Origin of the sequence: Kordiimonas lacus, assembly GCF_001550055.1 — a bacterium.
Lineage (GTDB): Bacteria > Pseudomonadota > Alphaproteobacteria > Sphingomonadales > Kordiimonadaceae > Kordiimonas > Kordiimonas lacus.
Window position 1 is genome coordinate 67,114 of record NZ_LRUA01000010.1, and the last position, 14,815, is coordinate 81,928.

14 protein-coding genes are annotated in these 14,815 nt (G+C 58.2%); 5 read left to right on the plus strand and 9 right to left on the minus strand.

What is annotated here, in order from left to right; genetic code table 11:
- The first annotated feature begins 33 nt into the window (after window positions 1–33).
- The 3 genes from KORLAC_RS15190 (at window position 34) to KORLAC_RS15200 (ending at window position 3,309) form a co-directional block, all read left to right on the plus strand.
- A complete protein-coding gene (locus tag KORLAC_RS15190; RefSeq protein ID WP_068307976.1) occupies window positions 34–612 on the plus strand; it encodes a shikimate kinase in 579 nt (192 codons plus the stop codon).
- Window positions 609–1,739 carry a 3-dehydroquinate synthase gene (gene aroB / locus KORLAC_RS15195; RefSeq protein ID WP_068307977.1) on the plus strand — a complete coding sequence of 377 codons (1,131 nt, stop codon included), beginning with the start codon at window positions 609–611 and terminating at the stop codon, window positions 1,737–1,739. The genes KORLAC_RS15190 and aroB overlap by 4 nt, the downstream gene beginning before the upstream one ends.
- Before the next feature lie 271 nt (window positions 1,740–2,010).
- On the plus strand, window positions 2,011–3,309 hold the full coding sequence (locus KORLAC_RS15200; protein WP_068307978.1) for an HlyC/CorC family transporter: 1,299 nt from the start codon (window positions 2,011–2,013) through the stop codon (window positions 3,307–3,309).
- 53 nt (window positions 3,310–3,362) lie between these two features.
- Here KORLAC_RS15200 and KORLAC_RS15205 read toward each other — a convergent pair whose 3' ends face one another.
- The 8 genes from KORLAC_RS15205 to KORLAC_RS15240 form a co-directional block, all read right to left on the minus strand.
- Window positions 3,363–4,745: a S41 family peptidase gene (locus KORLAC_RS15205; protein WP_068307979.1), complete on the minus strand. Its 1,383-nt coding sequence runs from the start codon at window positions 4,743–4,745 to the stop codon at window positions 3,363–3,365.
- Between the two features lie 383 nt (window positions 4,746–5,128).
- Entirely contained in the window at window positions 5,129–7,021 is a 1,893-nt protein-coding gene (gene htpG, locus KORLAC_RS15210) for a molecular chaperone HtpG (protein WP_068307981.1), read from the minus strand.
- Between the two features lie 100 nt (window positions 7,022–7,121).
- Window positions 7,122–8,159: a DUF4340 domain-containing protein gene (locus tag KORLAC_RS15215; protein WP_068307984.1), complete on the minus strand. Its 1,038-nt coding sequence runs from the start codon at window positions 8,157–8,159 to the stop codon at window positions 7,122–7,124.
- Between the two features lie 33 nt (window positions 8,160–8,192).
- Window positions 8,193–10,088, minus strand: a complete 1,896-nt coding sequence (locus KORLAC_RS15220; RefSeq protein WP_068307985.1) for a GldG family protein — start codon at window positions 10,086–10,088, stop codon at window positions 8,193–8,195.
- Entirely contained in the window at window positions 10,088–10,825 is a 738-nt protein-coding gene (locus KORLAC_RS15225) for an ABC transporter permease subunit (protein WP_068307986.1), read from the minus strand. Before KORLAC_RS15225 ends, KORLAC_RS15220 begins: the two co-directional genes overlap by 1 nt.
- Before the next feature lies 1 nt (window position 10,826).
- Window positions 10,827–11,759, minus strand: coding sequence for an ABC transporter ATP-binding protein (locus KORLAC_RS15230; protein ID WP_068309334.1), 933 nt, complete (start codon window positions 11,757–11,759; stop codon window positions 10,827–10,829).
- 112 nt (window positions 11,760–11,871) lie between these two features.
- Complete coding sequence (locus KORLAC_RS15235) at window positions 11,872–12,558, minus strand: glutathione S-transferase family protein (RefSeq protein WP_068307990.1); 687 nt, start codon at window positions 12,556–12,558, stop codon at window positions 11,872–11,874.
- Window positions 12,559–12,941: 383 nt separating this feature from the next.
- A complete protein-coding gene (locus tag KORLAC_RS15240) occupies window positions 12,942–13,352 on the minus strand; it encodes a MerR family transcriptional regulator (RefSeq protein ID WP_068307992.1) in 411 nt (136 codons plus the stop codon).
- Window positions 13,353–13,388: 36 nt separating this feature from the next.
- Between KORLAC_RS15240 and KORLAC_RS15245 the strand changes: the two genes are divergently transcribed.
- Both KORLAC_RS15245 and KORLAC_RS19200 read left to right on the plus strand, forming a co-directional pair.
- Window positions 13,389–13,766 (plus strand): hypothetical protein, encoded by a 378-nt coding sequence (locus tag KORLAC_RS15245; RefSeq protein WP_068307995.1) that lies wholly within the window; start codon window positions 13,389–13,391, stop codon window positions 13,764–13,766.
- The gene (locus KORLAC_RS19200) at window positions 13,767–13,985 is read left to right on the plus strand and encodes a GDCCVxC domain-containing (seleno)protein (protein ID WP_074519261.1); all 219 of its coding nucleotides are present in this window, start codon (window positions 13,767–13,769) and stop codon (window positions 13,983–13,985) included. It abuts the gene before it with no gap.
- Window positions 13,986–14,046: 61 nt separating this feature from the next.
- Here the strand turns inward: KORLAC_RS19200 and KORLAC_RS15250 are convergent, their stop codons facing one another.
- Window positions 14,047–14,805 carry a head GIN domain-containing protein gene (locus KORLAC_RS15250; RefSeq protein ID WP_068307998.1) on the minus strand — a complete coding sequence of 253 codons (759 nt, stop codon included), beginning with the start codon at window positions 14,803–14,805 and terminating at the stop codon, window positions 14,047–14,049.
- Between the last annotated feature and the right edge of the window lie 10 nt (window positions 14,806–14,815).

Below are 14,815 nucleotides of genomic sequence, written 5' to 3' on the forward strand. Positions count from 1 at the left end.
GCGAAGCGGGCCGGGCTGTGTAAAGAGCGAAGCATGACGAACGCGAAACAAAAAAATCAGGCAAAAAAACAGTCGGTGGCACGCCAATATGGTGTCGACCGCACGATTGTGCTGGTTGGTCTGATGGGGGCTGGCAAGACCACCGTGGGCCGGCGCCTGGCGCGTAAGCTCAATCTGCCGTTCGTCGATTCAGATCATGAGATTGAAAAGGCTGCCGGCATGTCCGTGGCGGAGATTTTCGAATGCTTCGGTGAGGCTGATTTCCGCTCTGGCGAACGCAGGGTGATCGAGCGACTTCTGGACGGTCGGCCCCAAGTGGTAGCGACCGGCGGCGGCGCCTTCATAAATGAAGCAACCCGGGGCCTCATAAAGGACAAAGGCCTGTCCATCTGGCTGGACGCTGACATTGAAGTGCTGGTGGAACGCACCGGCCGGCGCGACACCCGCCCGCTTCTCAAGACCGGCGACCCCAAGGAAATCCTGACCCGCCTGGCCGCTGAACGCGCGCCTTTTTATGCACAGGCTGATATGAAAGTGGCCAGTTCCAGCGGGCCACACGAAGATGTGGTGGCCGGCATCCTCGAGGCGCTGAAGGCAAGGAAAGCGGCATGAGCACGGCGACCGGCATCCTGAAAACCGTGCCTGTCGACCTGGGCGACCGCGCCTATGACATCCAGATCGGCGTGGGAATCATGGCACAAATGGGCACACTGGTAGGGCCCATATTAAAGCAGAAACACGCGATCATCATCACGGACGAGAATGTCGCCAAACTGCATCTGGCGGCAGCGGAAAAATCGCTGGCCAACGCCGGTATCAAATCCGACGCCATCATCCTGCCTGCGGGCGAGGCGACCAAATCTTTCGCCAATTTTGAAAAACTGACGAACCAGCTTCTGGAACTGGGGGCTGAGCGCAAGGATACGCTGCTCGCCCTCGGCGGCGGCGTGATCGGCGACATCACCGGTTTCGCGGCGGCAGTCTTGAGGCGCGGCATGGATTTCATCCAGGTGCCCACAAGCCTCTTGGCGCAAGTCGACAGCAGTGTGGGCGGCAAGACCGGCATCAACACCCCCTTCGGCAAGAACCTTGTGGGCGCCTTTCACCAGCCCAAGATGGTGGTGATTGATTTGCAAGTGCTGGACACCCTGCCCGCGCGCGAATTGCAGGCGGGATACGCCGAAGTGGTCAAATACGGCCTGATCGATGATCCTGACTTCTTCAGCTGGCTTGAAGAAAACGGCGCGCGCCTGCGCACCGGCGACCGGGAAGCGCAAGCTTATGCAGTAGCCAAAAGCTGCGAGGCCAAGGCGCGCATTGTGGCCGAAGACGAATATGAGGCTGGCAAGCGCGCGCTTCTGAACCTGGGGCACACCTTCGGGCACGCGCTTGAGGCCGAGTGCGGCTATGACGGTACGCTTCTGCACGGTGAAGGTGTGGCCATCGGCATGGCCATGGCGCTGGACACCAGCGTGCGCATGGGTCTCGCACCCAAGGATGACCTCACGCGCTATCTGGCGCACCTCAAGTCCGTCAACATGATGGCAACCGCCAGCCAGATTGGCAAATCCCTGGACGTCGACACGCTGCTGGCCCACATGAGCCAGGACAAGAAAGTCGACGCCGGCGAGATTGTCTTTATCCTGGGGCCGATTGGTGGCGCGGCCACGCATAAAGGCGTGGACCTTGATATCATCAAAGCTGTAATAGAGGACTCTATTGACGGTCGCGGCTTATAGCCCATATGTGGGGACGCGTGAAAAAGTCCTTCGGCCATGCCTCAGTGTACTTTTTCCCGGACAATAAGGAAAATCCGGTCCTCAAAGCGGTTCTTCGACCCGGATTTACTTTGACAGTCAGTTGATCCATCTTTGGATGGATCAATATTGGAGAAAAGTTGAAAACAAGGGGCAGAGCCGCCTCAAACCTTGTTTTCGCTTTATTCTATCTGAAGAGAAGTACACCGAGCCTATGCGAGGGACTTTTCTTCACTTGAATTGGAGCTATACCATGGACGAGACAGCGGCAGCCGCTTCTCTCTTCGATACCGATTTCTGGATCACCACCGGGATCATTTTCGTCCTTCTGGGACTTTCAGGCATGTTTTCGGGGTCTGAAACAGCCCTGACTGCTTCCTCCCGCGCTCGCATCCACCATATGGCGGGGGACGGCAACAAGCGGGCGAAGCGTGTGTCCCGCCTGACCGATGACCCAGAGCGCCTGATCGGCGCGATTCTCCTGGGCAACAACCTGGTGAATATCCTGGCATCCGCGCTGGCCACCAGCCTGTTCATGAACATGGTGGGCGAACAGGGCGTGGTGTATGCCACCCTGGTGATGACCGCGCTGGTACTGATTTTCGCCGAAGTCCTGCCCAAGTCCTACGCCATCGCCAACCCGGACAATATGGCGCTGAAGGTCAGCTGGTTTATCAGCCTGATCGTTGCGCTTTTTGCCCCGGTTGTTGCGCTTGTGCAGAAGATCGTACGGCTGACGCTGAGGATTTTCGGCATCGATATTTCGAACATGGAAAGCGTGCTGTCGGCCCATGATGAGATCCGCGGCACCATCAACCTGCACCATAAGGAAGGCGGGCTGGTGAAAGAGGACAGCCACATGCTGGGGTCGATCCTGGACCTCAATGACGTCACCGTTGAGGATGTGATGGTGCACCGGTCAGCCATGGAAGCGCTGGATATCAATATGGGCACCGACGAGATCATCCAGGCTGTGGTCTCCAGCACCTACACGCGCCTGCCCGTCTATGAAGGCGACCCGGAAAACATCATTGGCGTGCTGCACGCCAAGGACTTGCTGCGGGCCCTTCGCCGCGCTGGTGCCATGTCCAAGCGGGTGAACATCAAACGCATTATGGTCAAGCCCTGGTTCGTGCCGGAAACCACCACGCTCCGCGAACAGCTGAACGCCTTCCTTGAGCGCAAGGCCCACTTCGCGCTGGTGGTGGATGAATATGGCGCCATCCAGGGGCTGCTGACGCTGGAAGACATTCTGGAAGAAATCGTGGGTGACATCGCCGACGAGCACGACTTTGAAGTGCCGGGCGTGAAGCAGCTGTCTGACGGATGGGTGCGCGCGGAAGGCACTGTGCCAATCCGTGACCTGAACCGCATGTTCGACTGGCGCCTGCCGGACGACGAGGCCATCACGGTTGCGGGGCTGGTGATCCATGAAGCCGAGACGATCCCGATCGTTGGCAAGAAGTTCGAGTTCCACGGATTCGAGTTTGAGGTCACGGCGCGCAAACGCAATCAGGTAACCGGCCTGAAGATGCGCAAACTTCCAGCATAAAAAAAGCCCCGGCAACACCGGGGCTTTTCATTATGTGATGATCCGGCGAAACCCTACCGGTCAGCCTCAATCGTCTGGATGAAGGCATCCAGCGCCTTGTCACCGTCCAATCCGGCGGTATCAAGTGGGATATCAACCGGCACAGGCGCCTGGCTGTCCCCACCCTTTGGTGGCTGCAGGATAAAGCGCGGTGACACGGCCTTCAGCCCTGTGTTCGGGAACATATAGCGCTGGGTGCCCCCGGTCTGGCCCCGCTTGCCTTCTGTCGGCACCCCAACAATTTTCCCGATGCCATGGTCCTTGACCGCGTTGGCGAACAGGATCGAAGACGAATAGGTGTAGGGGCCAACCATCAGATAGAAGTCACCGTCGAAGGCATTCTTCAGGTCAGTTTCCGGCGGCCGCATGCGGCTGATTTCACCCGAAACCACATCGCCGACCACTTCGCCCGGATCGCGATATTTTTCCAGAATGCGTACCTTGAAGCTGCTGCCATGCCGGTATGGCACCTGGGCGATATATTGCATCTGGCCGGCCATCCAGAACATGTCGTCTCCGCCGCCATTTTCGCGGATATCCACGATCAGCTTTTCGGCGCCGGCCTCCTTGAAGCTGGTGAAACAATTGTCCATGAAGGCCAGATAGCCGTCGACATCCTCCCAATAATAGCTGTCCACCCGCAGATAGGCTGTCGCCTCACCGCGCATCTCACAAGCGTAGGTGTTTTCCAGCGTCTCGGTGGCATAGGCGGTTTTCTGAATGTCACCATGGCCCGGCAGCGAAATGGTGCGCGTCGCACCGTCCTGCTCGAACGATATGTCAAAGCTGTCTGTTGACCCGAAGGTGGCCAGATAAAGGAAGCTCCAGCGCTTGGCCGCGATCGTGCGGCGGTGGCTTGGTGTGTCACCGTGCTGGCGTTTCAGAAGTTCCGGCAGGAACTTGCCCACCGGCGTGCCGTTGATGGCCACAATCTCGCTGCCGCGAAGGCCCGTTGGCGCGCCGCCCGCAAGCGACTTGATGATCACCGTGTCCTGATCCGTGATCGCGACATCAAGTGGGAACAGTTTCGCACCCTGACTTAACTGCTGTTTCAGATACTCTTCGTTGCTTTTGTAGCCAACCATCAGGTGGGCGTCCGAGAAGGTCTCGTTGATCGGTGTCAGCTTCTGCCACAGTTCCGCTTTCGTCAGCGGTGCATCAATGCTTTCCTTGAGGCCCTGAACCTGGGCATAGAAGGCATCGATATCTTTGATTGTGTAGGTCAGCTGGGGGTGGGTCCGGTGCAGCCAATGCATCCATCCATCAATATCTGCCTGGACCTGTTCCGGCGTATAATGGGCCTCCTGCGGGGCCGTGACAGGGGTTGGTTTATCTGCAGCCTGAACGGCGGCTGCAGCGATCAATGTCGCACACAGACCTTTAAAAACAGTCTTCACTTTTTTCCTCGCTTTTTTTGGTACACGCCGGTCTTCCGGCTTATTTTTTCAGGCAGAGGCACAACTGCCGCCCCTTCCTGTCGTCATGAATTCTGATTGATGGCGCCCCCCTCTTTGTTTCTGTTCAATCTGATATGGGAGTGCCTATGGCTGGGTTTCAATGCCTTGTCATTAAAATTCCAACATTCTGTTCCGAAAGAAGAAAAAGACCCGGCGACACCGGGGCTTTTGTCTCATTCGTCACTCGCCGGAATGACCGGCGAGTCTATCAATTCCCTTTTCGTCATGCTGAACTTGGTTCAGCATCCATACAACGGCTTCAACCAATATCCGGGTTGAAGAATGGACCCTGAAACAAGTTCAGGGTGACAACAGGACGGCGTCTAAACCAGCCCCTTCTCCATCGCGGCGGACAGGCGGCGGGCGAAGGCGGCGGTATCATCCAGCTCGTCGCCCTCAAGGATTTTTGCCTGGTCCAGCAGCAGAAGCACAGGGTCCGCTAGCGTATCGATCGCGCCCTTGTCGCCGGCCTTTTCAGCCAACTTGCGGATCACCGCGTGACCCGGGTTGATCTCAAGGATCTTGGCGGACACAGCGCCCAGCTGTTTATGAGCCTTCAGGATGCGCTCCATATGCATGTCCATGCCGCTATCGTCCGCAACGAGACACGCTGCTGTCGTCGTCAGGCGGTCAGAGGCGCGCACATCCTTGATCTTGTCCCCGAAGACTTCCTTCATCAGCGCCGTCAGTTTCGCCAGGTCGCCTTCCGGTGCTTTCTCGGTTTCGTCTTCCTTGTCGTCGCCCGCGATGTCTTTCAACTCCGATGCGCCGCGGGTGATGGATTTGAACGGCTTGCCGTCGAAATCAGGTGCCATCTGCAGCCAGAAATCATCGATCGGGTCTGCCAGCAGCAGCACCTCAATGCCCTTGGCACGGAAGCCTTCAAGCTGCGGACTACGCTTCACCGCCTCGGCGTCCGTGCCGGTGATATAATAGATGGCGCTTTGCTTGTCCTTCATGCGGGACACATAGTCCGCGAGCGTCGTCCAGCCGTCCACGCCCGTGGACTTGAAGCGGGCAATCTTGAGAATGGCATCGCGGCGCTCAAAGTCCTCATAGATGCCTTCCTTGATCACCGCGCCGAATTCGTCCCAGATGGCTTCGAATTTCTCGGTGTCTTTTTCCGCCAGCTTTTCGAATTCACTGAGTACGCGCTTGGTGATGGCTTTCGACATGCGCTCAAGCGTCGGGTTGTTCTGCAGCATTTCGCGGCTGATATTGAGCGGCAGGTCCTGGCTGTCGACCACGCCGCGCATGAAGCGCAGCCAGCCCGGCAGCAGGTCTTCGCTGTCGTCTGTGATGAAGACGCGCTTCACATAAAGCTTCACCCGGTTCTTGCGCGCGGGGTCAAACAGGTCCATCGGCTGCTTGGTGGGTACGAACAGCAGAACAGTATATTCCTGCATGCCCTCGACCTTATAGTGCAGCGTTACACTTGGATCATCGAAGCCGTGGCCCACATGGCGGTAGAACTCGGCATACTGCTCGTCTGTGATGTCGCTCTTCGGGCGCGTCCAGATGGCGGAGCCTTCGTTGACGACCTTGGGCTCATCGCCCTCGTCGTCGTCTTTCTTATCGCCCCCCTTGATCGCCAGCGTGATCGGCACGGCGATATGGTCACTGTAGGTGGTGATGATTTTCTCAAGCCGGTAGCGCTCAAGGAAGTCCTTGGCGTCATCCTTGAGGTGCAGCACAATCTGGGTGCCTGCATTTTCCTTGGTGGCTTCGGCGATCTCGTATGAGCCCTCACCCGCGCTCGACCACAGCCAAGCATGCTCGTCGCCCGCTTTCCTGGTGGTGACATGCACCATATCGGCCACCATGAAGACACTGTAGAAGCCCACACCAAACTGGCCAATGAGCTGCATGTCTTTCTTGCTGTCGCCGGTCAGTTGGTCAACGAAATTGGCGGTGCCTGACCGCGCGATGGTCCCCAGGTTGGCGATCAGGTCGTCGCGGTCCATGCCGATGCCGTTATCAGCGATCGTGAGGGTTTTCGCGTCGGCGTCAGCCGTGATGGAGATGCCGAAATCGCCAGATGCCAGCTCTGGTTTCGTCAGCGCTTCATAGCGCAGCTTGTCGCACGCGTCAGAGGCGTTCGAGATCAGCTCCCGCAGGAAAATCTCGCGGTCCGAATAGACCGAATGCACCATCATATGCAGCAGGCGGGAAACTTCGGCTTCGAACCCCATTTTTTCTGTTTTTACTTCAGACATGTTTTCTCTCAGCTAGCTGTTTTGGTGTTGTGCAAAATTGCGGTGCGCCCGGAAAGGCACACCAGGAATTGTCCTTGATTTAGGAAACTATTCCGCCGGATCAAGAGGCAGCAGGCACTGGTGCCTTAACAAAAGCATCGCGGTCACGCATCAAAACCTCAGCGTCACCGTCTGCCAGCTTGAAAAACCAGCCGCGGGTTCTGGCGTTGATGGCGTCTGCTTCAGCCGCACCGTCTACTGGCGCATCTGGCAGTAGGCCGGCTTCGCCTTCGCTCATCAGGCTCTCGTCATGAATGGCTGACACCTGTGCCCAGGTAGCATCGTCCATGTCATAGAGCGTGACCATCAGGCGCAGGCCGTCGTGGGTCACGAGCGCTACCTGCCGCTTGGGCGCGGCCAGCGGGTTACCCAGATGACGAACGTCCGCGAAGCTGAGGCCCGTTAGCACGCGCGCGGGTTCATTCAGCTGCCAGGACGGCACAGCTTCCTCGCCGTCTTTCAGACCGTCAATCGTGTAATCTTCCGCGTTCAGCGTGCGGGACAGCACCGTTCCGCCCAGGCTGATGGACCGCACGCGGCTATCTGCGATATCCAGTAGGTCTGTCTTGAGCCACCAGGCTGGATCAGCGGACGCTTCGGCAAGCGACGTTACAAGCCAGGAGCGGGTGTCGCTGTCCTGGAAAACATAGGTCAGGGACCGGTCGCTGCCGATGGTGCTCTGTTTGCCCATGGCGAAAGCCCGCATGGTTTCGCCCTTGGCGTCACGGAGCGACACGGCCGTGCCGGAGCCGCCCAGGCCGATCTGCTCGAACCGGTCGGGATCAGCAGTTTTGGGCTCGCGCCTTTCCGACAGCGCCACACCGCGCAGGAAATCCCGCACCTTGGCAAGGTCGGCCGGATAGCCGTTCCGTTCGGCGACGGTCCAGGCATCATCGGCTTTTTCAAGCGTCACTTTGCTGTCGCCGGTTGTCAGGCTGAGGCCCGCGACATCATTGATGCTGTCCTTCAGCCCCACGAAGGTGGGTTCGCCCCTACCGCCCTGGTCGCGCGTCGGGTCTTCACCGAACAGCACCCAGATAGCGCCCAGGATGGCAAACAGCGTGAGATAACCGAGAATGTTGGTCAGTCTTTCAGACATGCCTCTCTCTTTAGCTCCGTTATTGGGCCCGCATCAGGCAAGCTTATTGTCTTGGCGTCGGCGGCGCAGTAGCACACGAATGAGCGCAAAGGCAATGATCATGAGCGGCATCAGCACGATATTGATGGCCGCCAGCCAGTTGCCAAGGCTATCGATTTCAGACCTGAGCGACCGTTGCACTTCCCGAAGCGCCTTCCTGGTCTCGAGAAGCTGGGTGCGAAAACGGCTGATTTCAGCCTCCTGGTCCCCCGACAGCACCGTGGTGCCTTCAGGCTTCTGCGCTTCCAGTTGGGCGATGCGGTCCTCTGTGGCCTGCAGCTCATTTTCAAGGCGCTGTTCTTCAGCCAGATATTTGGCCTCGGCTTCACGGCGGATATCGTCCACCACCTCGAACGGGCGCTTGGAGATGCCGCGACCGCGCAGGTCCAGAAGCGCGTCAGAGCCCGAGATATGGTCCGCCATATTGAGGACAAAGCTGCCGTTGCCCGCAAGCGGCACAACGATCCGCTGGCCAAGGAACTGCTGCAGCTGCACCCAGAAGCGGTCATCGAACAGATCACTGTCTGCCGTCACCACCAGATTGACATCGCCTTCCTTGAGCGCCGGGTCCTTGACCGGGCCGCCTTCGGCTGCTGCGCGTTCCGGAAAAGCGGTTGACGCACGGCCGGTAATACGCGCCGACAGGATATAGGATTGGCCCGCTGGTTCCAGGTCGCGGATCAGGCTGTCCGGGTCCGGCATGCCCACAGCGCGCGTGGCGTCATACAGCATGGCGACCGAGCTTGTGGTCATCAGCGGCTGCACGCTTGTGGTCGCCTCCGGGGCTGGCTCCAGCACGCCGCTGCTGGCAAGGTTGAGGCTGTTGACCGACCCGCTGACCGGGTCATCGGTGGTCAGGAAGTTATCCGTTACCGCCAGCCAGAAGATATAATCCTTCACCGCGTCAGGGCCATAGCCGCCCATTTGTACGCGCTGCGCCAGCGACGCGTCACCCACCACTTTGCCTTCCGGCATGGTCACGCCCCAGGCAGGCAGCAGCGGTCCGAGCGTGGAAGCACTTGGCGCCATGGCCCGCGGGTTCATGGCTTCCGAGTGCGGGTCCAGGAACACCAGCGTGCGGCCGCCCTTCAGCACATATTGGTCAATGGCGAAAAGCTGGTCTTCAGTGAGCTCAGGCGGATGCACGATCATCAGCACATCCAGGCCTTCCGGCAGGGCTTCAAAATCGGGGTCGATATCCACCAGATCAAAGGCTTCGCCGAGCTGCTCATAGAGCACATAGGGCTGTGCCTGACCCTGCATCATGGCCTGCGGGCCACCCGGCCCATACGGCATCGGCAGCTGGGTCAGGAGGCCAAGCGTCTTGAGGTCCGTACGGTCCAACCCCACCAGCATTTTCACCAGGTCATATTCCAGGAACTTTTCCCGCTCTTCTGAAAAGAAGGGGATTGCGCCCGTGCCGTCGGTGGAGTTGCTGGCCGTCAGCCCCATGTAGAGCGTGGAGCCGTCGCCGAGCGGAATGCCCTTGAGCCCCGCAGCCACCGCATCATCTTCTGCTTCCGAGAAGGGCTCAGGGTCAATCACTGACAGGTGAATGTTTGACGGGTTCTGGGCCGCGAGCGCACGCAGCATGTCCTCCACCCGCTTGCCGTAGGTCAGGACCTGCGGATAAGGCGCCGCGAGCGATTTGGAAAAATAGAAATTCAGGGTCACCGGCTCATCAAACTGCTTCAGCGCCTTGATGGTACCGCTTGAGAGCGTATAAAGCCCCTCGTCCGTCAGATCGAGCCGCACACCGCGCATGTAGCGGTCGGCGATGACCGTCACCGAGAGGAACAAAAGCGCGCCCATCAGGATCTGGATGCCCGGGCGTTTCATGAAGCCTTTAGCCGCCATACTCTGTTGCTCTTGCTTCTTGTCTTCGGCCATTATCCTGCCTCCCGCTTACTTTCAACCACGACCCGGTTGACCCAAAGCCAGAAGGCAATCACCGCGATGAAATAGAAAACATCAGCAAAGGACACGACGCCCTTTTGCAGGTTGTCGAAATGGATGAGGAAGGAGAAATTGGCAACCGCAAGCGTGATGCCTTCCGGCGCCCAGCCACTAAAGAGGTCCACCACCATCGGCAGGCCGGACACCAGGAACAGGAAGCAGACCGTAACCGCCAGAATGAAGGCCACCACCTGGTTCTTGGTGGTCGCGGACAAGGCACTGCCGATTGCCAGATAAGCCGACGCCATCAGAAGCGACCCGATATAGCCGGTGAAGATAACGCCGTTATCAGGTGACCCCAGCCAGTTGACCGTGATCCAGATGGGCGCCGTGAAAAGAAGCGCCAGCGCGGCAAACGCCACCGCAGCCAGATATTTGCCGACAACGATCGACCCCATGGGGATCGGCAGCGTCAAGAGAAGCTCGAACGTGCCGCTTTTGCGTTCCTCCGCCCACAGCCGCATGGCAATGGCAGGCATCAGGAACAGATACAGCCACGGCTGGTAGGTGAAGAAGGCCACAAGGTCAGCCTGCTCGCGCGCGTAGAATTGGCCGAGGTAGAAGGTAAACAGCCCCTGCATGACAAGGAAAATCACCAGGAACACATAGGCCACCGGTGTGGCGAAATAGCTGGCGAATTCACGCCGGAAAATGGTCAGCGTCGCTTTCATCTCACCGGCCCTCCGTTACTTGGCGGAACACATCGTCAAGCCGCCCGGCCTCAACCGAGAACTGCCTGACCTTCCAGTTGCTGACAGCGGCTATATCACCGATGGAATCGGATATTTCCGCCCCGTCGCGGGCCAGTACCGTCAGGCGCACGTCGTCGCCTTCATTTGCGGCTTCAACCTTCGCCACCATGCGGATCGATTTCATCGCTGACGCGGCCTTCTCCGCCTCGGACCGGGGCACCAGCATGGTAACCGCGTTCCTGTATTTGGACCGGGCCCGCAGCTCTGACGGTGTGCCGTCAGCCACGATGCGGCCCTTGTTGATGATCACCGCGCGGTGGCACAGGGCATCCACCTCTTCCAGAATATGGGTGGAAATAATGATCGCCCGGTCGACAGACATGGCTTCAATCAACCGCCTGACTTCGTGCTTCTGGTTGGGGTCAAGCCCGTCTGTGGGCTCATCGAGGATCAGCACATCCGGTGCATGCAGGATGGCAGCCGCAAGCCCTACCCGGCGCTTGAAGCCCTTGGACAGTGTCTCCACCCGCTGGTCCATCACGCTATGGAGATGCACGGCACCCGCTGCACTTTCCACCACATCGCGCGCTTCACCGCCTTCAATGCCGTGCGCGGCCGCAACAAAGGCCAGAAAATCGCGGGTTGTCATATCACCATACAGGGGCGCGCCTTCCGGCAGGTAGCCGATGCGCCGCCGGGCCGCAACATTGCCGGTTGAGATGGTCTCACCGCAGGCAATAGCCTGCCCGCTGGTGGGCGCCAGAAAACCAGTGAGCATCTTCATGGTGGTGGTTTTGCCGGCGCCGTTTGGCCCCAGAAAGCCGAGCACTTCGCCCTTCTTGACGGAAAGCGAGATGCCGTCCACGGCCTTTAGCGCCCCGAAATGCTTTTTGAGGTCCTGTGCTTCAAGCAACACATCCATGACCAGATATCCCCCTTCGGTCGGCGGCCGCTTGGGCGCGGCCTATCATTCTTCTTCGTTGCTAGATAAGGTTTCTAGCGGATCAAGGCAAGGTTTCTCAACACTAGTATCCGAGCTTTGCGGCCCGGGCGTACCCGTCAAACATGTCGAGCATGCCCTCGCGCCACTCGTGGATCGGATCATCTTCCCCCAGCAACTCAAAATCGCTGGCGATACGGGCCCACATCAAGGTCCCGAACAGACAATAGTCCGCCCAGGCTGGCGCGTCGCCCGACAGGAATGGCTGGGCCATCAGAGTATGCCGGATCGGCGTGAGCGCCGCCCTGAGTTTTGGCAGTGCGGCGTCCCGGCCCGCTTGCGCCTCTTCCAGACTGCAGCCGAGGAATTTTTCACGGGTTTCGCGGAAATAGGCCCCGTTCTTTTCGTCCAAGCGCGCATGGATATCGGCCACGATCATGGGGAAGATGCCGCGCACCACTGTGTTATCGATAAAGGCATTCAAAAGTCGGGCCTGCCCTTCGGCAATAGCGCCGCCAAAAAGCGGAGCATCGGGATAGGTTTTTTCCAGGTAAAGCGCGATGTCGAAACTGTCTTTCACCCAGGTGCCGTCGTCGTTCAGTACCGGCACGGTCTTCGACTGGGCACTTTCGAGCGGTTGCTTGTTGAGGAAACGAACAGCTACGCCTTCAAAGTCGAGGCCTTTATGCTTCATGGCCATCCTGATGCGCCAGACATAGGGGCTGAACCGCACTTCCTCGTCGCGACCGCAAAGCTCAAAAAGCTGCCTCATGTATCTCTCCCTTAATCGCACATGGTCAAGCCCTGGTCATTTGGGGCCAAATCTGGCGCTAGCCTGCCCGGCGAGTGCGGAATTGTCGAGTAAGAAAACCATTTTGTGATGGCAGAACACTTTTGATGCCTTTTGGGGAGGAATGCTGGCCCGACCGTGGGACAATGCGAAGATAAGGGGCTAGGGGTTCAGCGCTCCGCATAACGATCGGGCCAGTCGAGGCCAACAATTGAAAATTCGACCTGCATTGCGGCTGGCGCGGGGCTCAAATATGACCATTTCAGGGCAGCTTTAGAACCTTAGCTTAGATGGAAACCTGACACTTATGAGCAAGGGACATCCGAAGCGCGCCGGTCCCAGACAGCCCAGCCACCCCATGAGACTCACAGGTCATAAAGATGATCGATGATCTTGCAGTCGGGCGTTTCCCCACCAGCGCATTCAGCTGCCAACCCTTCAAGGGCTGACTTCAACCTCAACAAGGCCTCAATTTTTTCCCCAATCTGCCCGGCATGCGACAGGGCCAGTGTCTTCACATCGTCACAGGCATAGCTGCCATCCATCATCTCAAGCAGGGTCCGCACCTCCTTATTGGTGAATCCCAATTCGCGAGACCTTCGGATAAATTTCAGGCGCTTCAGATGATCGATGGAATAGCACCGATAGCCCGACGCCGTGCGCGGCGGGTCCGGCATCAGGCCTATCTTTTCATAAAAACGGATGGTTTCCAGATTGACGCCGCTTTCTTTGGCCAACCTGCCCCTTGTGTAGTCACGTTTTTGCGATGATGTCATTTTCGCCTTGAGCCTGTATTATATACAGACTTTATCATGGCAGACATGTTGGAACGGAACAACACTGCAGAAACACGCCAGACAATTTGGGCTGCCAGCGGCAGCCTGATTGGCAGCCTGGGCGCCATCATCGGCGGTTCATGCTGTGTGTTGCCACTGGTGCTATTCAATCTGGGGGTTGGCAGCAGCGTGATCGCACAGCTCGGGTTCTTCATGCAATATCGGCAGGCGTTTCTCGGCATAGCGGTGATCATGATCGTGGGGGCTGCCATCCTTGCCCTCCGCAACAGAAGCACCCTGACGACCAGAACCGTTATCGTGTTTGTCCTTGCGTTTGCATTTGTGGCGGCCGCCTATCTCGCACCCTTTTATGAGCAGGACCTGCTCGTCCTTTTCGGATTCAGGGGAACCTAGATGATTGAGCTTAAGTCAACACTGACCTGCCCCGAATGCGGCCACAAGGTAACAAACACGATGCCCACCGATGCCTGCCAGTATTTTTTCGACTGTCCGGGTTGCGGCGCACTGTTGAAGCCACTTCCGGGGGACTGCTGTGTCTATTGTTCCTACGGGACCGTACCCTGCCCACCGGTTCAGGAAGATGCCGGCTGCTGCAACACAAAAGAGACCTGAACGGAAAAACCCCGACATAAGCCGGGGTTTCCTTTATCTCTCAAATTGCCAGGTTGGCGGGTCAGCGTACTTCAATATCGCCTGAACCACGCACATTGGTACGCAGCTTGTCAGGGTTGCCGTGCACGTCAACGTCGCCAGAACCGTGGATGGAAACTTTGGCGGTCTCGCTGGCATGCACCGATACATCACCGGAGCCCTGCACCGTCACGTCCGCCGTTTTGCAGGTCAGGTCATCCACTTCAACATCGCCAGAGCCCTGTACGCCGATCTCAATCTCGTCGCAGCTGCCGTCCATTTCAATGTCGCCGGAGCCATGCACGCTGATGTCAACGTCACCAAACTTGGCGTTCTTAAAGGTACTGTCGCCGGAACCGTGCACGTTCAGGTCAAGCTTGCCGAACTCAGGGTCATTGAAGGTGGCATTACCAGAGCCGTGGATATCCATGTCGAAGTCGTCGGCCTTGGCGCCGTCTACCAGCATATCCCCAGAACCATGGATACCGGCCGCGTCCAAGGATGGCACAGTGATATAAACTGTCATACGCTTGATGTTGCGGTAGTTGCCCCGCTCCATGCCGATGCGCAGGCCATCGCCTTTGATCTTGGTTTCAACGTGCTCGATGATGTCACTGTCGGCCACAACGCGGACAGACTGCGTACCACCAACCTTGATTTCCACATCCATGGAGCCCATCAGATACACTTCGTCAAAGGCACCAAGGTCACGGGTTTCTTCAGACACATCGTCGGCCTGTACGGCCATTGCACCAACCGCAAGGGCTGCTGCCGCTGCAGACGCTTTAAACAGATTCTTCATAATTCCCTCC